This is a genomic window from Streptomyces smaragdinus, assembly GCF_009604385.1.
GTDB classification, from domain to species: domain Bacteria; phylum Actinomycetota; class Actinomycetes; order Streptomycetales; family Streptomycetaceae; genus Streptomyces; species Streptomyces smaragdinus.
On sequence record NZ_WEGJ01000024.1, the window covers coordinates 41,326 to 66,243 of the forward strand.

Below are 24,918 nucleotides of genomic sequence, written 5' to 3' on the forward strand. Positions count from 1 at the left end.
GCCACACCCGGCGCCCCCATGTCACATTCCCGCCGCGGCGTCCGTCGTGACTGCAGGACCGGGCGCGTCCGGGGCGAGGAGGAGCAACACCGATGAGCACCGAAGTGAGCACCGGCCCGGCCGGGCGCCGGGGCAGGGCCCCCGCCGGGGAGCGGGCGGCGGACTGGGCGGACAGCAGACTGGGGATCTACGGGCTGGCCCGCGGCTACATGCGCAAGGCCTTCCCCGACCACTGGTCGTTCCTGCTCGGCGAGATCTGCCTGTACAGCTTCATCGTCATCATCCTGACCGGCGTCTATCTCACCCTCTTCTTCCACCCGTCGATGAACGAGGTGGTGTACGACGGCAGTTACGCCCCGCTGAACGGCGTGCGGATGTCCGAGGCGTACGCCTCCACCCTGGACATCAGCTTCGACACGCGCGGCGGGCTGCTGGTGCGGCAGATCCACCACTGGGCGGCACTGATCTTCCTGGCCGGGATGGTGCTGCACATGATGCGGCACTTCTTCACCGGCTCGTTCCGCCGGCCGCGCGAGGTCAACTGGCTGATCGGCTTCACCCTGCTGGTCCTCGGCATGTTCGAGGGCCTCTTCGGCTACTCGCTGCCCGACGATCTGCTCTCCGGTACGGGCATGCGCTTCATGGAGGGCGCGATCCTGGCCACGCCGCTGGTCGGCTCGTACCTCTCGATGTTCTTCTTCGGCGGGGAGTTCCCCGGCGACGACGTGGTGCCACGGCTGTACTCGCTGCACGTCCTGCTGATCCCCGGGCTGATGGTGGGGCTGGTGACGGCCCATCTGATCTACGTCGTCTACCACAAGCACACCCAGTGGGCGGGCCCCGGCAAGACGGAGAAGGCGGTGCGCGGGGCGCCGTTCTACCCGATCTACGTGGCGAAGGCGGGCGGGTTCTTCTTCCTGGTCTTCGGCGTGATCACGGCGATCTCGGCGGTGGTGACGGTCAACCCCGTCTGGCTGTACGGGCCCTACCGTCCCGACCAGGTGTCGACGGGGGCGCAGCCGGACTGGTACATGGGGTTCGTCGAGGGGATGATCCGGGCGATGCCCGGCTGGGAGATCACCGTGGGCGGGTACACCCTGGCGCTCGGGGTGCTGATACCGCTGGCGCTGTTCCCGCTGATCCTGATGGTGATCGCGTTCTGGCCGTTCCTCGAGTCGTGGGCGACGGGCGACAAGCGCGAGCACCATCTGCTGGACCGGCCGCGCAACCGCCCGGTGCGCACGGCGGTCGGCGTGGCCTGGCTGAGCCTGTACTTCCTGCTGCTGGTCGGCGGCGGCAACGACATCGCGGCCACCCGGCTGCATCTGTCCATCAACACCATCACCTGGGCGATCCGCGTCGGGGTCTTCGTGGTGCCCGTGGTGGCGTACGTCGTCACCAAGCGCGTCTGCCTCGGGCTGCAGCGCCGTGACCGCGACCGGGTCCTGCACGGCCGCGAGACGGGCGTGATCAAGCGCCTCCCGCACGGCGAGTTCACCGAGGTCCACGCCCCGCTCCCGCAGGCCGACCTGCACACCCTCACCGCGCACGACCAGCCCCGCCCCCTGGACCAGGGCCCCGCGACGGACACCAACGGCATCCCCCGCCCGACGACGCTCACCGGCCGCCTGCGCACCCGCCTCTCCCGCGCCCTGTACGGACCGTCCGCCCAGGTCCCCAAGCCGACCGCGGAGGAGTTCCACGCCCTGCACGACGGCCACGGGCACCGCGAGGCGGTCGGCGGGGGCTCCCGGCCGGGCGGGGCGGAGTGACGGCTCCTCCACCGACCGGGTCGGCGCCCGGCCGCGCCGCCCGGCTGGCCGCCCACCGCGCCGTCGCCGCTTCCCTGACCGGGAGCGGCGACGGCGCCCTGGCCGACCTCCTGGACACCGCCGTGCCGCTCGGCTCCGGCATCGGCGGGACGTCGGCGCTGCTCGAGGTCGCCGGAACCCCGGTCTTCGTCAAGCGGGTGCCTCTCACGGACCTGGAGCGGCGCCCCGAGCACGTACGGTCGACGGCGAATCTCTTCGGCCTGCCCGGCTTCTGCCACTACGGCGTCGGCGCCATCGGCGGCCCGGGCTTCGGGGCGTGGCGCGAACTCGCCGCACACGCGATGACGACGGACTGGGTGCTGGCGGGCGGATACGAGGGCTTCCCGCTGCTGTACCACTGGCGGGTGGTGCCCGGCACGCTGCCGCTTCCCGAGGAACTGGCCGACGTCGAACGGGCCGTCGCCTACTGGGGCGGTGGGGAGCCCGTACGCCGACGGATCGAGGCGCTGCGAGACGCCCCCGCGACCATCGCGCTGTTCCTGGAGTACATCCCGCACAACCTCCACCAGTGGTTGAGCGCCCGCATCGACGCGGGGGACGGCGCCGATTTCGTCGGCGTGGAGCGGGAACTGGCGGCCGGCATCGCGTACATGAACGACCGCGGGCTCCTGCACTTCGACGCGCACTTCGAGAACATCCTCACCGACGGCCGCCGCCTCTACTTCACGGACTTCGGCCTCGCCGTCTCCTCCGCGTTCGAACTCGCCCCCGACGAGGCCGACTTCGTCGACCGCCACCGGGACTACGACCGCGCCCACACCACCACGTACCTGGTCAACTGGCTGATCACCGCCCTGTACGGCTTCCACCCCGCGGACCGCGAGGCCCGCCACGCGCTCGTACAGGCCGTCGCGGACGGCGAACGCCCCACCGGCGTACCGGACGAGGTCGCGGCCCTCCTCACCCGCCACGCGCCCGTGGCCGCGCTGATGTCCGGGTTCAGTCTGGCCTTCCGGCACCGCAGCAGGCGCGTCCCCTGCCCGACGGAGGAGATCGGTCTCCTTTACAAAAACCCTTAGGTGCCCTGACCATCCATATGCCAGACTGCGGGCGTTCATCGCTTCTCGTCCGGGGGAAAAGCATGGTGGATCCGGTCTCCGCACGTTGGACGCGCCTGCCCGAGGGCCCCGACGTCTACGCGGCCGTGCCGGACGGGCAGAAGCCCCGGGCGACCATGGTCGTCGGGATGGAGCTGTTCGGTGTCACACCGTGGGTGGAGCGGGTCTGTGAGCGGCCGGCGGCGGCCGGTTTCGCGGCGATCGCCCCGGACTTCTACTGGCGTTCGGCACGGCGCGCCGGGCTCGGCTACGACGACGCCTGGAAGCGCGTCCCGGGCGCCCTGGAGGGTCTGGCACCGTGACGCTGCTCCGGGTCCGTCCCCGGACCGACGACGACCTCGGGGCGTGCGTGGACCTCCTCGCGGAGGTGCACCGCCGCGACGGCTACCCGGTCAACTGGCCCGAGCGGCCCGCCGAATGGCTCACGCACGACTCGGCCCTGGCCGCCCTGGTCGTCGAGCAGGGCGACCGCCTCCTCGGCCACGTCAGCCTGACCCGCGGCGGGCCGGGGGACCTGGCCCCCGGCCTGTGGAGCGAGCGCACCGCGACGAGCGCGGAGCTGACCGCCGTGGTCAGCCGGCTGTTCGTCGCCCCCCGGGCCAGGGGACGCGGCGTCGGCACCCTGCTGCTCGGCCGGGCCGTCCGGGTGGCGCGGGAGCTGGGCCTGCACCCGGTCCTCGACGTCGTGGCGTCCGACACCGCGGCGGCGGCCCTGTACGAGCGGCTGGGCTGGGAGCGGCTGGCCACCGTCGAGCAGCGCTGGAGCCCGTCCCAGCTGATGACCGTCCACTGCTACGCGGCGGCGCCGTGACGCCGCCCCGGGTCCTAGGCCGTCGCCCGCAGGGGCTCGCCGACCTCGTGCATGTACGCGAGGGCCTGGCGGTAGGACTCGACGATTCCCGTCTCCACGTACGGCAGGCCCAGCGACGCGCAGTGGTCGCGGACCATGGCCTGGGCGCGGCGCAGGTTGGGGCGCGGCATGTTCGGGAAGAGGTGGTGCTCGATCTGGTAGTTGAGGCCGCCCAGCATCCAGTCGGTCACCGCGCCGCCGCGCACGTTGCGCGAGGTGAGGACCTGGCGCCGCAGATGGCCCCACTCGCGGCCGTCGCCCTCGTGCGGCATCTCCATGCCCTTGTGGTTGGGCGCGAACGACATCCCGAGGTGCAGGCCGAACAGGGCGTGGTGCAGCAGCGCGAAGGTCAGCGCCAGCATCGGGGACATCGCGATCAGCAGGAAGGCCACGTACCCGAGGAAGTGCACCGACAGCAGCAGCGCCTCCACGCGCCGCTCGTTCGCCGGCAGCTGCTTCAGGTACTGCCAGCCGGTGATCTTCAGCGCGATGCCCTCCAGCAACAGCATCGGGAAGAACAGGCCGGCCTGGTGGCGGGTGAGCCAGCGGGCGAAGCCCTCGCGTTCGGCGGCCTGGCGCTGGGTCCAGACCAGGGCGCCGACTCCGACGTCGGGGTCCTTCTCGACGTGGTTGGGGTTGGCGTGGTGCCGGTTGTGCTTGTCGTTCCACCAGCCGCTGCTCATGCCGATGAGCAGATTGCCGTGGACGAGGCCGATGGCGCGGTGCAGGCGCCGGTTGTCGGCTATCTGCGCGTGCCCGGCGTCGTGGCCGACGAAGGCCGTACGGGCGTGCAGGACGGCGAGCGGCAGGGCCAGGAACAGCACCCACCACGAGCCGTCGAACGCGAGGACACCGGCCGCCAGAGCGGCCAGGGCCACCAGGTTGAGCGCGATGCCGCGGGTGTACCACCCCGTGCGCCGCTCGAGCAGGCCGGCCTCCTTGACCTGCCGCAGCAGCGGCGCGAATTCGGACCCTTTGGTCCGTGGGGATGGAGCAGTGGCCAGCGACATGGCACCTCCGGTCGAAGATCGGAATCGTGACCATAGACGCTAGGCGTCCGCGCGGTCCAACGCGCTGGTGACAGCACCCGAAGCCTTGCGCGTGTACTGGTACTCGAAACAGGGGGCTAGCCCCAGTGACTCAGGGCCGCTCCACGTCGTAACGCAGCAGTACGACCCCGTTTCCGAAGGTGCGGTTTTCGGTCAGGGTCAGCCGGGTCCGCGTGTCGGTGTCCGGAAAGTTCCGCTCGCCGCGGCCGAGCAGGATCGGGGCCACGTAGACTCGGTACTCGTCGATCAGGTCGTGGGCGGCGAATTCCGCCGCCAGCACCGCGCCGTTCACCACCAGATCGCCGCCGGGCTGCTCCTTCATCGCCCGGATCTTCGCGGGGTCGACCTCGCGCTCGATCGTGGTGTTCCAGTCGGCGTGCTCCAGGGTGCGGGAGTAGACCGTCTTGGGCATGTCGCGCCAGATCGCGGCGAACTCCCGTTCGGTCGGGGAGGCGTCCGGTTTCTGGTCGGCCGTGGGCCAGTGATCGGCCATCAGCTGATGCGTGACCCGGCCGCTCAGGAAGCCGCCCATCGCGCCGAGGTAGTCGTTGAAGTGGGCGTGCAGTTCCTCGTCGACGTAGTGCCAGCCGATGTCGCGGCCGGGGCCCTCGAAGAAGCCGTCCAGGGACACCGAATGCGTGTACACGATCTTGCGCACGGCCTTACCTCCCGTGTCGGATGCCGGAGGCCCACCACCGTAGTGGCGGGGTCCGACAATCCCGGGGTGCCGCGCGCGGGCCCTACCACTTGCCGGGGGCGTAGTCCTTCAGGAAGCAGCCGTACAGATCCTCGCCGAGCTCGCCCCGCACGATCGGGTCGTACACCCGCGCCGCCCCGTCGACCAGGTCGAGGGGGGCGTGGAAGCCGGCGTCGGCCAGGCGCATCTTGTCGGGGTGCGGGCGCTCGTCGGTGATCCAGCCGGTGTCGACGGCCGTCATCAGGATGCCGTCAGTCTCCAGCATCTCCTGGGCGCTGGTACGCGTGAGCATGTTCAGCGCGGCCTTCGCCATATTGGTGTGGGGATGGCCGGGACCCTTGTAGCCGCGGCTGAACTGGCCCTCCATCGCGGACACGTTGACCACGTACTTGCGTCGCGCCGTGGACGCGGCCATTGCCGGGCGGAGCTTGCTGACCAGCAGGAACGGCGCCGTGATGTTGCACAGCTGGACTTCGAGCAGCTCCAGCGGGTCGACCTGGTCGACCTTCTGGATCCAGGTGTTGGTGTCGTGCAGGTCGGGGATCAGCCCGCCCGCGTCGATCGCCGTCCCGGCCTCGATGCGCTCCAGGGTTGCGGAGCCCTTCGTCAGCGCGAGCGCGGTAACGGCGTCCGCGTCGAGGCCGCCCGCGACGCCGCCGCCGGCCGGGAGGGCCTTGGGGGCGCCGCTGCCGAACTGACCGAGCACGGTCATCGCGGGCAGCTCACCGGCCGGCAGCGGGCTGTCCTCGGCGGCGACCAGCGAGGCATACGCCTGCGGGCTGCGGCGGACGGTCTGGGCGGCGTTGTTGATCAGCACGTCCAGCGGGCCCTCGGCGGCGACCTCGTCGGCCAGCGCGACGACCTGGGCGGGGTCGCGCAGGTCGATACCGACGATTTTCAGCCGGTGCAGCCACTCCCCGCTGTCGGGCATGGCCTTGAAGCGGCGCACCGCGTCCGCCGGGAAGCGGGTGGTGATCGTGGTGTGAGCACCGTCACGCAGCAGCCGCAGCGCGATGTACATGCCGATCTTCGCCCGCCCGCCGGTGAGCAGCGCGCGCCGGCCGGTGAGGTCCGTGCGCGCGTCGCGGCGGGCGCGGTTCTCCCGGGCACAGTCCCGGCAGAGCTGGTGGTAGAAGGCATCGACCTCGACGTACCGGGTCTTGCATATGTAGCAGGACCGGGGCCGCCGCAGCACGCCGACGACCTCCGTCGTGGCGCTCGCGGAGAGCGTCTTGCCGAGCGTCTCGTCGTCGATCCGGTCGGCGGCGCCCGTGGCGGTCGCCTCGGTGACCTCCTTGTCGTGCGCCGTCTTGGCCGCACGCCGCTCGGAGCGGCGGCGCTGCTTGACCGTGCGGTAGATGTGCGAGGTCGCCCGGCGGACGGCGATCGCGTCGGGGTGGTCGAGGGGGAGACCGTCGAGCTCGTCGATCACGCTCATGAAGAGCTTCAGGCGCTCCGGGTCGATGCCCGGATGCCCGTAGTCGTCGCCCTGCTGCTCACTCGCTGTCATTGCCCTGTCGCCTTCTGCTCCGCGCGCATCGCATACGCCGTGACGACTTTACGGACAACAGGGCCGCGTCTCCAAACCCGTGATCGGTGCCGCTAGTACTCCAGCCCCGGCAGGCCCTCCGGCATCGGGCAGATCCGGCGGCCGCGGTGGTCAAAGACGTACAGCTGGTCCAGGTCGATCAAGAGCGGGACGTGGGCGCCGGTGCGGACGTGGAGGTCGGGGCGGGTGCGGACGATCAGGTCGCCCTTGCCGAGGTTCGGGGTGTCCGGGGGGTACGGCGGGGGCGGGCCCGGGTCCGTTACGGCGGCGGTGCGGCGGGCCGAGGCGAGGTGTCTGAGGCGGGTCAGGGGGCGGGTGCCGCGGCCGTTGCGGTCGGCGTCGGCGGCGGCCTTGCGGGCGGACTCCAGGTCGGGGATGACGGCGGGGCGGGAGCCGGTGTCGAGGTGGACCAGGCCCTCGTGGCCCTGGTACTCGAGGTGCTCCACGACGCCGGAGGCGGGGACCTCGCCGGGGCGGGCGTTGCCGGGGTGGTCGATGCGGATGGCCTCGGAGCGCAGGCCGACGATGACGGGGCGGCCCTGCTGGATGCGCAGCAGCTGGTGGTCGGGGCTGAGCGGGTCGGGCAGCTGGAGGCGCTGGCGGCCGAGCTCGATGGACATGCGCCCGGTGAGCGGGGCGTGCACCACGGCCTCGAGGAGGTTGATCCGCGGGGTGCCGATGAACGCGGCGACGAAGACGTTGGCGGGCCTGGCGTACGTCGTGCGCGGATCGTCGACCTGCTGGAGCACGCCGTCGCGGATGACGGCGACGCGGTCGCCCAGGGACATCGCCTCGGCCTGGTCGTGGGTGACGTAGACGGTGGTGACGCCGAGTTCGCGGGTGATCTGGGAGATCTCGGTGCGCAGCCGGTTACGCAGCTTCGCGTCGAGGTTCGACAGCGGCTCGTCCATCAGGAACGCGGTGGGCCGCCGGGACATGGCGCGGCCCATCGCGACCCGCTGGCGTTCGCCGCCGGATATCTGGCCGGGGTAGCGGTCGAGCTGGTCCTGCAGGCCGAGCATCCGGGCGGTGGCTTCGACACGGGCGTCCATCTCGTCGCGCCGACCGGAGAGTTTCAGCGGGAAGGCGATGTTGTCGCGGTTGGTCATGTGCGGGTAGAGCGCGAAGCTCTGGAAGATCATCGCCATGCCGCGTTCGGCGGGCGTACGGTCGTTGGCCCACTCGCCGTCGAGCAGTAATTCGCCGCTGGTGATCTCCTCGAGTCCGGCGATCATCCGCAGCACGGTGGATTTGCCGCAGCCCGAGGGTCCGAGCAGCACGACGAATTCACCGGGCGTGACGTCCAGGGAGAAGTCCTGGACGGCGTGGATGTTGTGCGGGTACGTCTTGGAGACGTGGTTCAGCGTGATGGCGCGTGTCATGAAGGTCCCCAGAATTCTGCGACAGGACACGGTTAACGTTGCACTGGGGGATGCAAGGGCTGGAACCTATCCAACCCAACCGTGTTGCGGAAGACTTTGCGCAACATCCCGGGAACTGCGGGCGACGCGACGGTGGCGGAGCCCCCCGGGCCCCGCCACCGTTCGCCTCATCCGGCCGCGGGGGCCGAGGTCCACCACACCGTGCTGTCGGGCGCCAGCACCACCGTTCCCCCACCGCTCTCCGGGGCCTTCGGCGCGGAGTGCAGCAGGGTCCGGCCCTGCGGGGACGGCAGCGTCACCGGGGCGGACGTGGTGTTGGCGGCGCAGGTGAAGACCGTGCCGTCGGGGCCGGTGCGGGTGAACGCCAGCACGCCGTCGGGGGTGTCGAGCCACCGGACCGACTCCCCCGCGCCCAGCGCCGGTTCGGCCCGGCGGGCGGCCAGGGCGGCGCGGTAGAGCTCCAGGGTGGAGGCCGGGTCGCCGGTCTGGGCCTCGACGCTCAGCCCGCCCCAGGTCGCGGGCTGCGGGAGCCAGCTGCCGCCGGGGCCGAAGCCGTACGAGCTGCCGCCGGTCGTCCAGGGGATCGGCACCCGGCAGCCGTCGCGGAAGCCGTCCTGGCCGGCGCCGCGGAAGTACGCGGGGTCCTGGCGTACCTCGTCGGGCAGGTCCGTGACGTCGGGCAGGCCGAGCTCCTCGCCCTGGTAGAGGTACGCGGAGCCGGGCAGCGCCAGCATCAGCAGCGTCGCGGCGCGGGCGCGGCGCAGGCCGAGTTCGCGGTCGCCGGCGTCGCGGATCTGGGTGCCGCGGGCACTGTCGTGGGCGAAGCGGGTGGCGTGCCGGGTGACGTCGTGGTTGGACAGCACCCAGGTGGCGGGCGCGCCGACGGGCCGCATGGCGTCCAGCGACGTGTCGATGACCTTGTGCAGCTCGGCGGCGTTCCAGTGGGTGCCGAGGTACTGGAAGTTGAAGGCCTGATGGAGCTCGTCGGGGCGCACATAGTTGGCCGTGCGCTCCACGGTCGGCGTCCACGCCTCCGCGACGGCGATGCGCTGCCCGTCGTACTCCTCGAGGATGGTCCGCCAGGACCGGTAGATGGCGTGCACGCCGTCCTGGTCGAAGAACGGCATGGCGTCGTTGCCGAGGAGCTTCAGCTGGTCGTGGCCGCCGAGGTCGGGCAGGCCGGGCGCCTTGACCAGGCCGTGGGCGACGTCGACGCGGAAGCCGTCGACGCCCATGTCGAGCCAGAAGCGCAGGATGGAGCGGAACTCGTCGGCGACGGCGGGGTGGTCCCAGTTGAAGTCGGGCTGCTCGGGCGCGAAGAGGTGCAGGTACCACTCGCCGTCCGCGACGCGGGTCCAGGCGGGGCCGCCGAAGATGGACTCCCAGTCGTTGGGCGGCTCGGCGCCGTCCGGGCCCTTGCCGGGCCGGAAGTGGTAGCGGGCGCGGGCCGCCGAGCCGGGGCCGTCGCGCAGCGCGCGCTGGAACCATTCGTGCTGGTCGGACGAGTGGTTGGGGACCAGGTCGACGATGATCCGCAGGCCCAGTTCGTGGGCGTCGCGGATCAGGGCGTCGGCGTCCAGCAGGGTGCCGAACATGGGGTCGATGGCCCGGTAGTCGGCGACGTCGTAGCCGCCATCGGCCTGCGGGGAGGCGTAGAAGGGGCTGAGCCACACCGCGTCGACGCCGAGTCCGGCGAGGTACGGGAGTCTGCTGCGGATGCCCTCCAGATCGCCCATGCCGTCGCCGTCGGCGTCGGCGAAGCTGCGCGGGTAGACCTGGTAGATCACGGCGTCGCGCCACCAGTCGGAGGCGGCCTGCGCCCCGGAGGTGGGGGTGGCTGTGGCGGGCTGCTGGGTCATGGAGGTCCCCGTTTCCGGGCAGGGCCCGGTCGCGCCGGCCCGGTGCTCGTGGCGGGGCCGGCTCGACCGAAGGCGGTTGCGATCAGGATTCTCGTACGGCTGTGTGGTTACGACTTCGAGGCGCCGGCGGTGAGGCCGGCCACCAGATGGCGCTGGATGAGGTAGAAGAAGACGGCTGCGGGGATGCCGATGAGCACACCGGTCGCGGCCATCAGATTCCACTGCTGATCGTGCTCGCTGACAAAGGTCGCCAGTCCGATCGGAAGGGTGTATTTGTCCTCACTCAGCATCAGTACGGACGCGAAGGCGAATTCGCCCCAGGCCGTGAGGAAGGTGTAGAACGCGGCGACCGCGAGCCCGGGCCGGGCGAGGGGCAGGACGAGCCGGTAGAAGGTGCCGAAGGGGGTGAGGCCGTCGACCCGGCCGGCTTCGTCGATCTCCACCGGGATGGTGTCGAAGTAGCCCTTGAGCAGGAAGGCGCAGTACGGGAACGCCGTGGTGCAGTTGGCGAGAATGAGGATCCAGTACGTGTCCAGCAGCCCCAGGTTCGCGGCCAGGTTGTACAGCGGCACGATGAGGATGGCGATGGGGAACATCTGGGTGACCAGGAAGGTCCACATCAGCGGCCGGTGTCCGGGAAAACGCATCCGGGAGACGGCGTAGCCGGCGGAGGCCGACACGAAGACGCCGAGGGCGCAGGTACCCAGGCCCACGATCATGGAGTTGAGGAACCACTGCGTGAACTCGGTGTCGCCGAGAACCGTGGAGTAGTTCGACAGGCTGAACTTGTCGGCGATGTCGCCGGGGTGCAGGAAGTCCGTCTTGTCGGGACCGAAGGAGACCCAGGCGATCCACGCCACGGGGAAGACCGCGATGACGCTCGCGACGATCAGCGTGAGGTGCAGGACGAGCGAGGTCCCGGTCCGGCGCTCGCCGCGCCGCGGGGCCCGCTTCACGGCGGGCGGGGCGGCGTCCTCGGCGGGGGCGGAGGCGGTCAGCGTGTTCTGGGTCATGAGAGGGCCGCCTTCTCGTTGCGGTTCAGCCAGCTGCGGTAGACGGACACGATCACGACCAGCATCGAGAGGATGATCACGCCGTACGCCGCCGAGCCCGCGTAGTCGCGCGGCATCCGGCCGAAGCCGAGCTCGTACGCGAAGGTCACCAGGATCTGCGCCTCGGGTGCGCTGGCGCCGAACAGCAGGAAGATGATGATGAACTGGTTGAACGTCCAGATGAAGCCCAGCATGATCACCGTGCTGCTCACCGGGCGCAGTCCCGGCAGCGTGACGTGGCGGAAGCGCTGCCAGGCGGAGGCGCCGTCGGTCTCGGCGGCCTCGTAGAGCTCCCTGGGGATGGACTGCAGTCCGCCCAGGAGGGAGACCATCATGAACGGCACGCCGCACCAGGTGTTGACCATGATCGCGGCGGTGCGCTGCCAGCCGGGCTCGCTGAGCCAGGCGGGTTCGGGCAGGCCGAGGGAGCCGAAGAAGCTGTTCAGGATGCCGCCGTCGGCGAGGATCAGCCGCCAGGAGAAGACGGTGACGAAGGTGGGCACCGCCCAGGGCAGGACGAGCATCAGCCGGTAGAGGGTGCGCGCCCGCAGGTCCCGGTTGAGCAGCAGGGCCAGGGCGAGGCCGATGAGGAAGTGCAGGGCGACACAGGACACCGTCCAGAAGAGGGTCCAGCCGAACTGGTCCCAGAACCGCCCGGAGCCGTCGCCGGTGAGGATGTCGGTGTAGTGGTCCAGGCCCACGAACTCGAAGGAGTCGGGGATCTTGTTGACGCCGATGGTGCGGCCGACGTTGTCGCTGTTGGCGTCGGTGAGGGAGAGATAGATGCCGCGGCCGAGCGGATAGGCCACGAGCAGGGCCAGCACGGCGACGACGGGCGCCACCATGGCGTAGGCGTACCAGTAGCGGTTGTACGACAGCTTGATGCGGCTTATCACCGTGACACCTCAGGGCGGGTCGGCGGGGGGACAACGGGACCGGGCGCGGCCGGGGGGCTGGTGAGCACAGCCCCTCCCGGCCGCGCCGGCGGATCCGGCGGGATCCGGCTTCAGGAGAAGTCGGGGACGAGCTTCTTGAATTCTCCGGCGATGGTGTCGAGACCGTCCTGGGTGCTGGTCTTGCCCTGGAGGATCTTCGTCAGGTTCTGCGCGAACGCGTCACCCAGCAGCGTGCTGTACTCCGGCAGGTCGGGCCGCGGCTGCGAGGAGGACGACAGGACCTGCTGGAAGTCGGCGACCCCGGGCGCGGCCTTGACCTCGTCGGTGTAGGCGGAGGTACGGGTCGGCAGGGTGCCGTTCTTCAGCGCGATCTGCGCCTGGGTCTTGCCGGAGGTCATGAAGCCGACGAACTTCTGCGCGGCCTCCTGCTTGTCCTTCGGGGAGCCCGCGTAGATCGACAGGTTGTGGCCGCCGGTCGGGGCGCCGGCCTTGCCGGAGGAGCCGGCCGGGACGTTGGAGATGCCCAGGTTCGTCTTGTCGGCGAAGGACTTGCCCTTGTAGATGTTCGTCAGCTCCCAGGGGCCCTGGACGATCATCGCGACCTTGCCGTTGTTGAACCCGTCCATCATGTGGGCGTACGCGTCGGCGGTGACATCGAGCTTGGCGACACCGTCGGAGGCGAGGAGGTCCTTGGAGGCGTCGACGGCCTTGACGGCCTCCGGCGAGTTGATCGTGATCTTCTTCCCGGCGGCGTCGACCATGTCGGTGCCCTCGCCGAAGAGGAAGGGGAGCTCGTAGTACGTGGCGTTGTTCAGCCAGAAGCCGTCGACGCCGGCCTTGGCCTTGACGTCCTTGGCGACGGTCTTGAGCTCGTCCCAGGTGGCCGGGGCCTTGTCGTGGCCGGCCTTCTTCAGGAGCTCCTTGTTCCACATCAGGGCGAGGGTGTCGGTGACGATCGGCGCGCCGTACGTCTTGCCCTGGTACTGGGCCTGCTTGAGCAGGGCCGGGGTGAAGTCCTCCTGCTGGTCCAGCGCCGGGGTGCCGTCCAGCGGGGCCAGGAACTGGGACTTGGCGAAGGAGGCGGTCCAGCCGACCTCGGAGCGCAGCACGTCCGGGGCGCCCTTGCTGCCGGCCGCGGTCTGGAACTTGTCCTGGGCCTGGTCGAAGGGGACGTTGACGTACTTGACCTTGATGTCCTTGTTGGCGGCCTCGAACTCCGAGATGAGGGCCTTGTACGTCGGGGCCTCGTTGGTGGCGTTCGAGGTGTCCCACCAGGTGATGGTGACGGGGCCGGAGCCCTTCTTGTCACCGCTGTCGCCGCTGTCGTCACCGCACGCCGTCGCCGCGAGCGCAAGGGTTGCGACAAGGGCGGTGGCGGTCGCTACCCGTCGGGGTATGCCACGTCGCATGTGAACTCCTTCTGAGGGGAACCGCTCCTTCGCGGCGCCGGTCGCGGAGGAAATTAACACTCCCGCAAGGCGCGCGAAAGTCCTTGCAGCTGTTTTCTGCAAGACTCGCCGATCGTTACCTCCGCGTATCCTCCGCGTTGCCTCGCCGCGTCTCGTCGCGGACCCCTGGTAGCAGCACCAGAGCGCCGCTGTACAGGGGTCTGAAGCTCCCAGCAGGGGGCGGGCCGGGGTTGCAAGGACTACCGCAAAGTCTTGCAAGGCTGTTACGGTTCGTGCGCCAGCTCACGGGGAAGAAGGATCGAACGCATGACGGGACTAGCCGATATCGCCGGCCAGGCGGGCGTCAGCGCGGCCACCGTCAGCCGGGTCCTCAACGGAAAGCCGGGGGTGGCCGCGGCCACCCGGCGCTCGGTGCTCGCAGCACTCGACGTCCTCGGGTACGAGCGGCCCGTACGGCTGCGCCAGCGCAGCGCGGGGCTGATCGGGCTGATCATCCCCGAGCTGGAGAACCCGATCTTCCCGGCGTTCGCCCAGGTCATCGGAGAGGCGCTGACCCGGCAGGGCTATACGCCGGTGCTGGCCACGCAGTCGCCGGGCGGGTCCACGGAGGACGAGCTCACCGAGATGCTCGTCGATCACGGTGTGGACGGGATCATCTTCGTCTCCGGTCTGCACGCCGACACCTCCGCCGACATGTCCCGCTACGAGCGGCTCCGCGGCCAGGGGGTGCCGTTCGTCCTGATCAACGGCTTCTCCGAGCAGGTCCGGGCGCCGTTCGTCTCCCCCGACGACCGGACGGCGATGAAGCTGGCCCTGACGCATCTGGTCGCGCTCGGCCACCGGCGGATCGGGCTGGCGCTGGGCCCGAAGCGGTTCGTACCGGTGCAGCGCAAGGCGGAGGGCTTCCTGACGGCCGCCGCGGAGCTGCTGGGGACTGCCGAGGCGGAGGCCCGGGCCCTGATCCAGCATTCGCTGTACACCCTGGAGGGCGGGCAGGCCGCGGCGTCCGCGCTGCTCGACCTGGGCTGTACGGCGGTGGTGTGCGCGAGCGACATGATGGCGCTGGGCGCCGTGCGCGCCGCCCGCCAGCGCGGGCTGTCGGTGCCGGAGGACGTGTCGGTGGTGGGGTTCGACGACTCGCCGCTGATCGCGTTCACCGACCCGCCGCTGACCACGATCCGCCAGCCCGTGACGGCGATGGGGCAGGCGGCGGTACGGGCGCTGCTGGAGGAGATCGGCGGCACGCCGGCCCCGCACTCGGAGTTCGTGTTCCTGCCGGAGCTGGTGGTACGGGGCTCGACGACCGCGGTACGGCGGGCCCCCTAAGGCACCTCCCGTACGAGCTCCGCGATCCCCTCCGGGCAGCCGAAGCGGACGCGGTCCGGGAGGACTTCCGCCAGCTTCGGGTCGTGGTCGCGGGCCGGGATCAGCCGGGCGGCGACCACCGGGTACGCCAGGCCGTCGATCACCGCGAACGCCCGGGGGTAGGGGCCCAGGAGCGCCCTGACCAGGGCGTCGATCTCCCGGTACGCCATGGTGTGCTCGAGCCGGCCGTCCGCCGGGCGGCGCCTGGGCCAGCGTGACGCCGCCGTCTCGTCCTGCACGGTCCCCGTCACCGTACGGTCCGCGAGCCCCTCCGCCAGCTCGTGTCCCGCCGTGTGATGGGTCTGGGCGACGCGGTAGAACAGCGACGCCGCGGTTTCCCTGGCCCGTACCGGCAGCTCGTACTGCGCGATCACCGGGCCGGTGTCGGCGCCGGCCTCGAGGAAGAACACCGACAGGGCCGTCGACTCCAGCCCCTTGATGATCGTCCACGGGATGGGCGCCTGCCCCCGGCCGAGCGGGAGCCGCGTGGGGTGCATGCCGATACAGCCGCCGCCCCGCTCGCCCGGGATGCTCAGCACGTCGGGGTGGATCAGCCGGGACCAGCCGACGACCAGCAGATAGTGGGGTTCGCGGGCCCGGATCGTACCGGCGAGGGAGAGCAACGAGCCGTCGGAGGCCGGGACGTAGTCGGCGCCCTGTTCGCGGGCGAGGGAGGCGATCGAGGAGTAGCCGACGGTCCCGGCGGTCCGCTCCTCGGGCAGCCCGATCATCAGCGGGACCTCGAGCCGTCCGTCGAGGAAGGCGGCGGAGGCGAAGAGACCCTCGTAGGCGCGGCGGCCGAAGGTGTGGCCGGAGACCAGGACGAGGCGTGTCATGGGCGGGTTCCTCTCAGCGGGGCGGTTCCTGTCGTGACGTCGAGCAGCTCCAGCTCCCCCGTCGCCGGGTCGACCGCGAAGGCCACCTGGGCCTCGAGCTCGCCGTCGAAGACCTCCGCCAGCTCGGGCCGGCGTCCGGGGTCGGCGAGCAGTTCGACGCCGGTACGGGCCGCGACGGGGCTGACCCCGGCGGCCGCGACCGCCAGCGCGTCGCGGCACAGGGGGCTGGCCACCCGGGCGATGTAGCCGGCGTGCCGGGAGGCGCGGCGGTGTCCGGTACGCAGGTCGCGCAGGGAGCCGTCGGCCACGTCCCAGTGCAGCGCGCCGGCGTGCAGCAGGCGGGCGGTGATCTGGTTGGTGGCGGCGCCGCCGGTGGTGACAATGCTGCCGGTGGCGGCCAGCGTCAGGGCCTCGTCGGTGTTGGCGTAGCTCTCGCGCAGCGGGTACGGGGGCGGCCAGCAGTCGATGAACGACTGGCGCAGGAGGTCCTGGGCGGCGTTGCGGTGGACGACGGAGCGGGGGTCGCCGCGGTGGGCGGCCCCGTACAGCAGGGTGACGGTGCGGTCGGCGATCACGGGCTGCCAGAGGCGGTGGAAGGCGGAGTCGGAGAGGCCGAGTGTTTTGAGCAGGGTGTCGGTGGTGCCGTACTGGACGCCGGTCTCGAAGCCCTCCGCCCGCTCCAGCCGGGCGAGGCGGCCGAGTCCGGCCTCGTACTTGGCCAGGTCCAGCCGGCCGATCCGTTCGGCCTGCGAGGGGTAGTGGGCCAGCGCGGCGTCCTTGCGGCGGGCCCGGTCGGGGGTGAGGGCGACGAAGACGCGCGGGGAGAAGCGGTCGGGTTCCGCGGAGATGTGGATGGAGAAGTGCAGGAAGGCGGTGTCCCGGCAGACGGCGTGGGCGACGCGGTGGGCCTCCACGTGGTCGTTGTGGCTGTCCGCCTGGGTGTGGGTAACAACGATGTCAGGGCGCAGGCGCGCGTGGTGGAGCAGCGCGCGTACGGCCCGTACGGAGTCGCCGTCGGCGCGCAGGTGTCCGTCGCGCAGTCCGGCGAAGCGCACGTCGGTGACGCCCAGTTCGCGGGCGGCGCGCACGCATTCGGCGCGCCGCGCCCGGCCGTGGGTGTCCTCGTCGGTGAGGACGAGGAAGGACACGGTGTGTCCCAGCGCGACGGCCTTGGCCACGAGCGCGCCGGCGCCCAGCTCGATGTCGTCGGGGTGGGCGCCGACAGCCAGGATGCGCAGTCGCCGGGCGGCGGGCGCATCGGCTCCGGGCACTCGGTCTCCTCTCGGGTGCGGCGGGGTCGGCGGCGGGTCGTCACAGGCCGGTGCCGTGCACCTCGCGCAGCAGGCGGGCCTGGTAGAGGTCCTGCCAGCCGGCGAGGTCCGGGTGGGGTCCGGCCCAGACGGGGGTGCCGTCGGGGGTTCGGGCGGATGCGGGGAGGGTGACGAGGGGGCCGTCGGCGGTGTCGAAGCGGTGCTCGGCGGCGTCGAGTGCGGTGAGGACCTCGGGCCAGGGCAGTCCGTCGGTACGGAGGCGGGCGACGGTGGCCGCGCGGGTTTCGACGGTGCCCTTCCAGCCGCCGGTGATGAGGTCGCCGACGGCGGCGAGGGCGCGGGGGTCGAGGCGTTCGCAGGCGGTGGCGATCAGGGTGGAGTCGCCCGAGGTGTCGGAGAGGTGTTCGGCGAGCCAGCGGCGGGGGAGGTGCGCGGTGACGTCTCCCGCGTGGTCCCCGCAGGGGCGGATCTCCAGCCGGACGTCCGGCAGCTCCTCCGGCGCCGGCCGCAGCAGCGCCGCCGCCTCCCGTACCGCCATCCGCTCCACGGACTCCCGCCCCCGCCCCGGCGCGAACGCCCGCCCCGCCTCCAGCGCCCGCCGCGCCCACGCCACGGCCGCCTCCCCGGCGCCCGCCGCCGCGGCGTCCGCGGGGCGCAGGCCGGCGGTGACCCAGCTGCGCAGCGCCTCGGCGCCGACCACCTCCCGCAGCGGGGTGTACGCCTGGTTGTCCGGGGTGAGCGCCCCGAGCAGGAACCCGGCCGCCCACACCTCCGCGGCCAGGGACTCCCCCAGCGCCCCGGGGGCCTCGGGCCGTCCGGCGCGGACCGTCTCCTCGGGGATCCCGACGAGCCGCGACCACGGCCGCCAGGGCCAGGTGAACGGCTGCTCGGCGGCCTCCCGTACGGCGGATCGCCGCAGCCGGATGCGGCACCGGGAGTCGACGAGCTCGACGGCGAACCCCAGCCCCTCGTGCTCCGCGGGGCGCTCCAGCACCGGGCCGTCCCAGTACCCCGGGTCGACGCGTTCCTGGACGCACGCGACGCCGAGCCGGATGCCGTGGTGGTCGTTGCCGGCGACGCTGGGCCGGGTGCTGTGGTCCAGCAGATGGGGCACGGGAGCCAGCACCGGGATGTCGCGCTCGGCGCAGAACACGGCGATGTGCTCGTCGTCGTCGCGGGTGACGTCGGGGAACGTCCGCAGGAAGGCGGCCAGTTCCCGGGCGGTGCCGGCGGGCAGGACCAGCCCCAGCGACGGCACCCATTCCCAGGGCGCGAGCCGTACGACCGGGTGCCCCTGCACGGCAGCCTGCCGGACGCGGTAGGAGTTGTACGGCGACACCCAGAGCACGCCGAGCGAGATGGCGGCGTCGGGGTGGCGCTCGATCAGGGCGTGGACGTGGTCGGCGAAGCCGTCGACCAGATGGACGTCGTCCTGGAGCACCAGGTGGTGGGTGGCGCCCTCGGCGACCGCCCCCCACGCCACCTTCGCGGTGCGCAACGGGCTCGGGACGCCGTCCGGTTCGGGATCCTCGACGAGGCGCGCGCGCAGGGGCAGGCACTCCCCCGCGATGCGGTCGACGCCGGCCCGCCGCGACGGGTGGTACATGATGACGGTGCTCAGTTCGTGGGTCATGCCGTCTCCGCCGCGCCGGTGATCAGGGACTCGAATCCGTACAACATGGCCTCCGTGGCCGGCTCGTCGATGAGACTCGTGTCGACGGTCAGCGTCAGGGGCATCAGATGCGCGCTGCTGTACATGTGCCAGGCCAGTGAGGTCTGCGACTGGGTGCCCTGCGTCTCCCACTCGACGAACGACTCCGTCACCCGCCCGGCCTCGTGTTCGCGTGCGTCGGTCGTCCGGGTCCGCGCGGTCATGTCGCGCAGGTCGTTGTACCAGCAGGTGAGGTCCGCACCCCGCTCGGCCAGGGCCTCCCGCAGGTCTTCGTTGAGGGCGGCCTTGTCGTAGTAGGCGTGGTAGTACGTCTTCATCGCCGCCCGCGCCGCACGCCGGGCGGCGGCCTCGAACCCGTCGTCGCCCACGTCCAGTACGAACAGTCCCTCGAGGGTGACGGGGCTGACGGTCTCCCGCAGATGGGGCAGGAACCGGTTGCTCACCATGACCTGCAGGACGCAGCGGTCGCTCCCCGCCTGCCGGGCCACGACGGTGGAGGCGGCGGCGAGCAGGATCGCCGAGGAGGGGATCTGCCAGCGGTCGCTGAGCGTCTCCAGCGCGGCGGGCAGGGCGGGTGAGGCGAGCACCGCCTGCCGGAACTCCGGTACGGCACCCTCGCGGCGTACGAACAACTGCTCCGGGCAGTCGCGCAGGGCCTCACGCCAGTACCGCCGGGCCGCCCGGTCGCGCTTTTGCCCCTTCTCGGACGCCTGGTAGGCGGCCTCGGCCAGTGGCTGGAACCCGGGGCTGTCCTTGCGCAGTACGGCGGGGTCGGCGCCGTCCAGCAGGGCGGCGAAGGTCCGGTGGACCAGCGAGAGGCCCAGCGCGTCGGAGGCGATGTGCGACAGGACCATGACCGCGTGGACGACCCGGCCGTCCACCTCGATCAGCGCGACGCGGATCGGCCATTCACGGGCGTAGTCGAAGCTGATGGCGTGCCACTGCTTCTCGATCCGCCCGGCCAGCGCATCGGCCGCGTCGAGGTCCTCGGTCCCGAAGACGTGGACGTCGTGCGTGCCTTCGCCGTCGAGGTGCTGGCGCATGGTCCCGTCGTCGCCGATGACGATCCGGGTGCGCAGCGAGTCGTACACGTTCAGGAGTCCCCGTACGGCCGCCAGGGCGGTCTCCGGCGTGACCCCGCCCGCGATGGGGTGCAGCACCCGGATGTTGGTGCCCCAGTCGTCGGGCTCCATGTCGAGCATCGCGGTCCGGATCGCCCACTGTCCCCAGGTCACGGGGCCCTCACCGGTCGCGCCGGTGATCGGGACCGGGACGACGCGCGCGGTGCGGCCGGACACGGCGGTCAGTTCAGTGCGCACAGGTCCCTCCAGTCGCGGGTGTGGTAGTCGACGGGGCCGGGTGTACGTCCGGTCGTGGCGATCGCGGCGGCGAAGCCGGGACCGATCTCCAGGTCGGCGAGGAAATAGTCGTCTCCGTTCCACTGTTTCGGCGCCGGCCCTCGGGCGTCCCGGCGCAGGAACTGCAGTAATCGGCCGCCCGCGGCCTTGGCCCAGGCCTCCTTGCGGGACAGCAGCTGGCACAGCCGCGACACCCGTTCCCGGCCGGCGGGCGCGGATCCGACGCGGTCGGCCTCGGCGGCGGTGAAGAACCGGCGGGCCAGCGCCCACGGGTCGCCGTGCGGATGCTCGCGCTGGATGTCGACGCCGACCGCCGGGCCCCGGGTGACGGCGAGCAGGGCGCGGGTCCCGGACCGGGACAGGTTCCATTCGCAGCCGCCGGCGGCCGGGGCCGGTTTGCCGTGCGGGCCCGTCGTCCAGCGGATCCGGCCGGCGGGCACCCCGGCGTAGTCGGCGAGCACCACGCGCGCGGCGGCGTGCGAGCGGATCAGCGCGGACCGGTGCACCGGGTCGGCCAGCCCGGCCGCCCGGTCCAACTCCCCGGCCGTGAGCAGCCCGTGGACGCTCGCGTCCGGTGCCTCCGGCGCCAGATCGATGTCCCAGACGGTGATCGTCGGCGTGTCCATCTAACTCATCTCCGCCAGCCGCCCGAAGCGGTGCCAGGCCGTGGCGAGGATCAGGCTCGCGATGACCACGTTGCCGATGGCCAGCGCGACGAAGTACGCCTTCGGCTCGTCCATGGCGCGGGCGATCAGCCCGCCCCCGACATTGACCGCGGCCAGATAGGTCAAGTCCGTGGCGATCGTGATGTGGCCGCTCCTGACCTGCTGCAGCGTCATGGTGACCATGTTGATCACCCCGAAGGCGATCCAGCTGGGGCCGACGATCGTCAGATAGTCGGTGGCGTACGAGGACGTTCCGGCATCGTCGCTCATGAGGTCGCCGAGCGGTCCCGCCAGCGCGAAGACCGCGACGGCGGTGACCGCGTTCACGGTGAGGATGTACCGGACCCCCACGCCGACGAACGGCCGCAGCAGATGCGGCTCCCCCGCGCCGAGGCTCTGGTTCATGTTGATGGCGACGGCCGAGCCCAAGGCGATGCCCGGCGCCATGCACAGCACCTGGATGGCCTGCGCCCCGCCGTAGCCGGCGACGGCGTCGGCGCCGAAGTCCGAGAGCACCCACAGCGAGGTGTAGTTCATGGCGCTGATCAGGCCGAACGCGATGGCGACCGGGACGCCGACGGTGAACAGGATGTGCACCGTCCGCGCGAACGGCTCCGCGGCGGGCCCCGTCCTGCGCAGCATCCCGGCCCGCGCCAGCAGGACCAGGCCCGTGCCGAGCGTGATCACCGAGGCCGCCGCCACGGACACCGGGACGGCGTACACGCCGAGCCCGGTGTAGTACCCGAGCAGCCACACGCCGAGCACCTGGGTGACGGCGACGGCGATGGTGATGGACGAGGCCGAGCGTGCCAGGCCCCAGCCGCGCAGGGTGCCCGCGACCACCGAGTTGAGGACGGCGAGCATGAAGGACGCCGCGAGGAGCCGCGCGAACAGGACGAAGGTGTCGGTGGAGTCCGCGCCGACCTCGAGGGTGTCGGCCATCTGCGGTGCGAACACGCCGACGATCGCGGCCAGTACGGCGAAGCAGCCGAGCGCGATGCCGCCGATCCGGAAGATCGGCGGCAGCACGCTGTCGTCGGCGCCCTTCTGGCGGGCGGCGATGACCTGGCTGCTGATCTCGATGCCCTCCTCCACGGCGAGGAAGACGAAGCCGATCGGGATGAACAGCGCCCGGACGTACAGCGCGTCGTCCCCCATGTGCCCGAGCAGGGCGGAAATGGCGAACTGCGCGCTGAATCCGGTGACCACGCCGAGGAAGATCGGGAAGGCCAGCCTGCGCACCCGGGGGCCGAGATCGGCCGGCCGGGCGGTGTCCGCGGCCGGTGCGCTGCGGTCCGCCGTGTCAGTCATTGAGGATGCGCCTCTTCAGATATCCCTGCGCGAGGTTGAGCCGCTGCATGTTCCCGGCGCCCTCCATGAACTCGAAGGCCCGGGCCTCGCGGTGGAGTTTGTCGAGGAGGGGGTGCTCGAAGCGGGCGCCGGGGCCGAACTGCCGCAGGGCGAACTCGGCGCATTCCAGGGTCAGTTCGGCCGCCTTGAACTTGGCGGCGGAGGACATGGTGCCGTCGCTCGGGTCGTTGTCGGCGCGGGCGGCGGCCGTCAGGGTCAGGTGCCGGATGCCGGTGTGCCGCTGCCGCAGCTTCTCCAGCGCCGTCCGCTCCTCGCCGCGCAGCTCCCGGCGGTGCTCCTCGGCGTAGTCCAGGCAGGCGCGGGCGGCGCCGAGGGCCATCGCGGCCACGATGGGCCTGGCCAGGCAGAAGGTGCGCATCGCGCCGGCCATGCCGCGCCGGGTGGGTGAGAGGTGCTTGCCGAGGATGTCGTCCTCCTCGACGGGCATGTCGTCGAAGTGGATCTCGGTGAGTCCGAAGGCCCGCATGCCCATGGTGGGGATCGGGGTGGCGTGGTAGCCCGGGCGGCTCGGGTCGACGGTGACGGCGGAGATGCCGAGGGGGCCCGGCCGGACGCGGGCGAAGGCGACGCCGAGGTCGGCGCGGGCGGCGTTGCCGACGTACTTCTTGCGGCCCCGCATGACCTTGCCGCCGTCGGTCTCCACCAGCGCGTTGCTCATGTTGGTGGCGTCGGAGCCGGCCTGCGGTTCGGTGACCGCGAAGAAGGTCCAGGTGGGGCCCTTGGCGAGGCGGGTGTAGTAGCGCTCGAGCTGGACGGGGTCGGCGAGCTGTTCGGTGACGACGCCGGAGAGGGAGGGGCCGGGCGCGGAGATCAGCAGGGCGGCGTCGCCCCAGGCGAGCTCCTCGTAGACCACGGCCCGTTCCACGCAGCTGTAGAGGTAGCTGGGGCGGCCGTCGACGATCAGCGGGTCCTGGTTGTACTCGGGCGGCAGCGAGAGGAAGAGCTGGTTGTACGCGTCGCTGACGATCGGGTTCAGCGTCTTCGGGTCGGACTCGGGGCGGTCCATCTCGAGCGCCGTCGAGCGGAAGGAGTGGGCGTAGTCCGTCACCGCCGCGCGCAGACGTTCCGGTTCGGGGAGTGCGTAGGACGTCATGCGCCCACCTCCGGGGTGTGGAAGATGTCGCCGAGCAGGTCGATGGCCCGGCCCAGCCGGCCGGGTTCCTCGTCGAGGAAGCCGGAGGCGCCGAGCATCCGGAGGCTGGTGCGCTGCGCGTCCGCCACCGCGGTGATCGCCCGCGGCAGGCCGGCCTCGCCGTCGTGTTCGAGCAGCAGGTTCGCCTCGGCGAGGTCGCCGGCGGCGGAGCCGATCATGACGCCGACCGCCGACACGGAGGACAGCGGTTCGTTGCCGCGTTTGCGGCCGGAGACATAGGCGGTGGCGAGCCGCAGCAGCCGCTCGCCCAGGCCGACGCGGATCCAGGCGGCGCCCAGCGCCCACGGCCCGGCGTCTCCGCCGCGCCGGCGCGAGTCGTGCCAGACGCCCAGGTCACCGGAGTCGATGGTCACGGTGAGCAGGAGGTCGGCCTCCGCGGGGTCCGGTGCGCTGCGGGGCAGCAGCGTGTGGCCGCCGGGTCCCCAGCCGGGGCCGAGCGCCGAGCGCAGTTCCGTCAGGGCGGCGGCGGGGCCGTCGTCGCGGGCCAGGGCGCGGACGCGGCGCCCGAGTCCGAGGTCCACCACCGGTGCGGCGGCGAGGGGTTCGGTGGTCATGGCCGGGCCTCCAGGGTGAGTGCGGGGACGAGGCGGTCCGTCGTGGGCGCGGTGAAGCGGACCCGGCAGTCGTAGCCGAGTTCGTCGTCGCGGTCGGTGACGGCGAGGTCGGCCGCGGGCTGCCCGGCGTGCCGCCGCGCGAGCTCGTACCACGGCTGCAGATGACCGGCGCGCGGCGTGGGGCGCCGCTCGGCCGGGGGGATACGGCGGACGGACAGGCCGTCCATCGGCCGGCCCGCGTCGGTGCCGAGGACGAGGACGACGGCGCCGGCCCGCGGCGGCGGGGTGTACGACGCCTCCGGCGGATGCGTGCTCTGCTCCATCAGTACGACGGCCGCCCGCCGGAACCGGCCGGAGGCGAGATGGTTCGCCGCCAGCCGCAGCGCGGTGAACGGCCCCGCCGCGCCCTGGTCGTTGACGCCCAGGACCAGCGGCATCCCGCCGAGCCGGATCGCCAGCAGGGCGCCCGGCAGCAGCCGGGCCTGGCAGTCCGGGAGCGCGGTGACCGTCACCAGCATGTCCACGCCGGAGTCGTCTCCCAGCTGCCCGGCGACGGCCTCGGCGAGGTCCGCGTAGGAGACGCGTTCGCCGAGCTCCAGCCAGTCGAGGTTCTTGTGCGGTCCGTACAGGACTTCCAGGTCGAGCGCGTGCTCGAGCAGGTCGGCGGGCGTCGTACCGCCGTGTCCCGGCGCGGGCGCCGGGACGTGCGCGATACGTTCCAGCAGGACCGGCATCAGGCCTCCGCTTGGGACGCCGCGATGAAGTCGCACACGGCGCCCACGGTCTGCAGGTGCTCCGGCTCCAGCTGCTCGGGGTCGACCTCGATGCCGTGGTCGTCCTCGAGCGTCATGAGCAGTTCGAGGACGCTGGTGGAGTCCAGGCCCAGCTCCTCGAAGAGCTTGGTGTCCGCGGTGGCCTGGCCGAGGTCCTTGCCGAGGACGCCCTCGAGCGCCTTGATGACCAGCGCCTGCAGGTCCGACCGTCGTTCGTCCACGGATGTGGTCATGTCTTCGTCTCCTGGGGGTGAGTGGTGGTACTGC

At 71.8% G+C, this 24,918-nt stretch carries 23 protein-coding genes; 5 read left to right on the forward strand and 18 right to left on the reverse strand.

Annotated features, from left to right (window positions below; all coding sequences use genetic code 11):
• The first annotated feature begins 92 nt into the window (after positions 1-92).
• The 4 genes from qcrB (at position 93) to SRB5_RS24670 (ending at position 3,701) form a co-directional block, all read left to right on the forward strand.
• On the forward strand, positions 93-1,772 hold the full coding sequence (qcrB, locus tag SRB5_RS24655; RefSeq protein WP_153455599.1) for a cytochrome bc1 complex cytochrome b subunit: 1,680 nt from the start codon (positions 93-95) through the stop codon (positions 1,770-1,772).
• A complete protein-coding gene (locus SRB5_RS24660; RefSeq protein WP_323378412.1) occupies positions 1,769-2,851 on the forward strand; it encodes a BUD32 family EKC/KEOPS complex subunit in 1,083 nt (360 codons plus the stop codon). Before qcrB ends, SRB5_RS24660 begins: the two co-directional genes overlap by 4 nt.
• A 62-nt stretch (positions 2,852-2,913) precedes the next feature.
• On the forward strand, positions 2,914-3,192 hold the full coding sequence (locus SRB5_RS24665; RefSeq protein WP_194293022.1) for a dienelactone hydrolase family protein: 279 nt from the start codon (positions 2,914-2,916) through the stop codon (positions 3,190-3,192).
• Positions 3,189-3,701, forward strand: a complete 513-nt coding sequence (locus tag SRB5_RS24670) for a GNAT family N-acetyltransferase (protein WP_323378413.1) — start codon at positions 3,189-3,191, stop codon at positions 3,699-3,701. The genes SRB5_RS24665 and SRB5_RS24670 overlap by 4 nt, the downstream gene beginning before the upstream one ends.
• A 14-nt stretch (positions 3,702-3,715) precedes the next feature.
• Here SRB5_RS24670 and SRB5_RS24675 read toward each other — a convergent pair whose 3' ends face one another.
• From SRB5_RS24675 to SRB5_RS24710, 8 genes are all read right to left on the reverse strand, one after another.
• Positions 3,716-4,750: a fatty acid desaturase family protein gene (locus tag SRB5_RS24675; protein ID WP_153455601.1), complete on the reverse strand. Its 1,035-nt coding sequence runs from the start codon at positions 4,748-4,750 to the stop codon at positions 3,716-3,718.
• A 130-nt stretch (positions 4,751-4,880) separates the two neighbouring features.
• Positions 4,881-5,447: a dihydrofolate reductase family protein gene (locus SRB5_RS24680; RefSeq protein WP_323378414.1), complete on the reverse strand. Its 567-nt coding sequence runs from the start codon at positions 5,445-5,447 to the stop codon at positions 4,881-4,883.
• Between the two features lie 82 nt (positions 5,448-5,529).
• Entirely contained in the window at positions 5,530-6,996 is a 1,467-nt protein-coding gene (locus SRB5_RS24685; RefSeq protein ID WP_153455602.1) for an SDR family NAD(P)-dependent oxidoreductase, read from the reverse strand.
• A 92-nt stretch (positions 6,997-7,088) separates the two neighbouring features.
• Positions 7,089-8,417 (reverse strand): ABC transporter ATP-binding protein, encoded by a 1,329-nt coding sequence (locus SRB5_RS24690; RefSeq protein WP_153455603.1) that lies wholly within the window; start codon positions 8,415-8,417, stop codon positions 7,089-7,091.
• A gap of 167 nt (positions 8,418-8,584) precedes the next feature.
• Positions 8,585-10,276 (reverse strand): glycoside hydrolase family 13 protein, encoded by a 1,692-nt coding sequence (locus SRB5_RS24695; RefSeq protein WP_153455604.1) that lies wholly within the window; start codon positions 10,274-10,276, stop codon positions 8,585-8,587.
• 107 nt (positions 10,277-10,383) lie between these two features.
• A complete protein-coding gene (locus tag SRB5_RS24700; protein ID WP_153455605.1) occupies positions 10,384-11,289 on the reverse strand; it encodes a sugar ABC transporter permease in 906 nt (301 codons plus the stop codon).
• Positions 11,286-12,173, reverse strand: coding sequence for a carbohydrate ABC transporter permease (locus SRB5_RS24705; protein ID WP_153455648.1), 888 nt, complete (start codon positions 12,171-12,173; stop codon positions 11,286-11,288). Before SRB5_RS24705 ends, SRB5_RS24700 begins: the two co-directional genes overlap by 4 nt.
• A gap of 161 nt (positions 12,174-12,334) precedes the next feature.
• Positions 12,335-13,633, reverse strand: coding sequence for an extracellular solute-binding protein (locus SRB5_RS24710; protein ID WP_153455606.1), 1,299 nt, complete (start codon positions 13,631-13,633; stop codon positions 12,335-12,337).
• Positions 13,634-13,939: 306 nt separating this feature from the next.
• Here SRB5_RS24710 and SRB5_RS24715 point away from each other — a divergent pair, with 306 nt between their 5' ends.
• Positions 13,940-14,959, forward strand: coding sequence for a LacI family DNA-binding transcriptional regulator (locus tag SRB5_RS24715; protein WP_153455607.1), 1,020 nt, complete (start codon positions 13,940-13,942; stop codon positions 14,957-14,959).
• On the opposite strand, the gene SRB5_RS24720 is transcribed toward SRB5_RS24715, so the two are convergent.
• Genes SRB5_RS24720 through SRB5_RS24765 form a run of 10 tightly spaced genes read right to left on the reverse strand, consistent with a single transcriptional unit; the run spans position 14,956 to position 24,884 of the window.
• Complete coding sequence (locus SRB5_RS24720; protein ID WP_153455608.1) at positions 14,956-15,834, reverse strand: formyltransferase family protein; 879 nt, start codon at positions 15,832-15,834, stop codon at positions 14,956-14,958. The two genes, SRB5_RS24715 and SRB5_RS24720, sit on opposite strands and share 4 nt — an antisense overlap.
• Positions 15,831-17,105 carry a PIG-L deacetylase family protein gene (locus SRB5_RS24725; RefSeq protein WP_153455609.1) on the reverse strand — a complete coding sequence of 425 codons (1,275 nt, stop codon included), beginning with the start codon at positions 17,103-17,105 and terminating at the stop codon, positions 15,831-15,833. Before SRB5_RS24725 ends, SRB5_RS24720 begins: the two co-directional genes overlap by 4 nt.
• A 40-nt stretch (positions 17,106-17,145) precedes the next feature.
• Positions 17,146-18,738 carry a hypothetical protein gene (locus tag SRB5_RS24730; RefSeq protein WP_153455610.1) on the reverse strand — a complete coding sequence of 531 codons (1,593 nt, stop codon included), beginning with the start codon at positions 18,736-18,738 and terminating at the stop codon, positions 17,146-17,148.
• Positions 18,735-20,096 (reverse strand): condensation domain-containing protein, encoded by a 1,362-nt coding sequence (locus tag SRB5_RS24735; RefSeq protein WP_323378417.1) that lies wholly within the window; start codon positions 20,094-20,096, stop codon positions 18,735-18,737. Before SRB5_RS24735 ends, SRB5_RS24730 begins: the two co-directional genes overlap by 4 nt.
• Positions 20,081-20,761: a 4'-phosphopantetheinyl transferase family protein gene (locus tag SRB5_RS24740; protein WP_153455611.1), complete on the reverse strand. Its 681-nt coding sequence runs from the start codon at positions 20,759-20,761 to the stop codon at positions 20,081-20,083. The genes SRB5_RS24735 and SRB5_RS24740 overlap by 16 nt, the downstream gene beginning before the upstream one ends.
• Positions 20,762-22,111 carry an MATE family efflux transporter gene (locus tag SRB5_RS24745; protein WP_153455612.1) on the reverse strand — a complete coding sequence of 450 codons (1,350 nt, stop codon included), beginning with the start codon at positions 22,109-22,111 and terminating at the stop codon, positions 20,762-20,764.
• Entirely contained in the window at positions 22,104-23,264 is a 1,161-nt protein-coding gene (locus tag SRB5_RS24750) for an acyl-CoA dehydrogenase family protein (protein ID WP_153455613.1), read from the reverse strand. The genes SRB5_RS24745 and SRB5_RS24750 overlap by 8 nt, the downstream gene beginning before the upstream one ends.
• Positions 23,261-23,878: an acyl-CoA/acyl-ACP dehydrogenase gene (locus SRB5_RS24755; protein ID WP_153455614.1), complete on the reverse strand. Its 618-nt coding sequence runs from the start codon at positions 23,876-23,878 to the stop codon at positions 23,261-23,263. Before SRB5_RS24755 ends, SRB5_RS24750 begins: the two co-directional genes overlap by 4 nt.
• Complete coding sequence (locus SRB5_RS24760) at positions 23,875-24,612, reverse strand: beta-ketoacyl-[acyl-carrier-protein] synthase family protein (RefSeq protein ID WP_153455615.1); 738 nt, start codon at positions 24,610-24,612, stop codon at positions 23,875-23,877. The genes SRB5_RS24755 and SRB5_RS24760 overlap by 4 nt, the downstream gene beginning before the upstream one ends.
• On the reverse strand, positions 24,612-24,884 hold the full coding sequence (locus tag SRB5_RS24765) for an acyl carrier protein (RefSeq protein WP_153455616.1): 273 nt from the start codon (positions 24,882-24,884) through the stop codon (positions 24,612-24,614). The genes SRB5_RS24760 and SRB5_RS24765 overlap by 1 nt, the downstream gene beginning before the upstream one ends.
• Positions 24,885-24,918 lie beyond the last annotated feature (34 nt).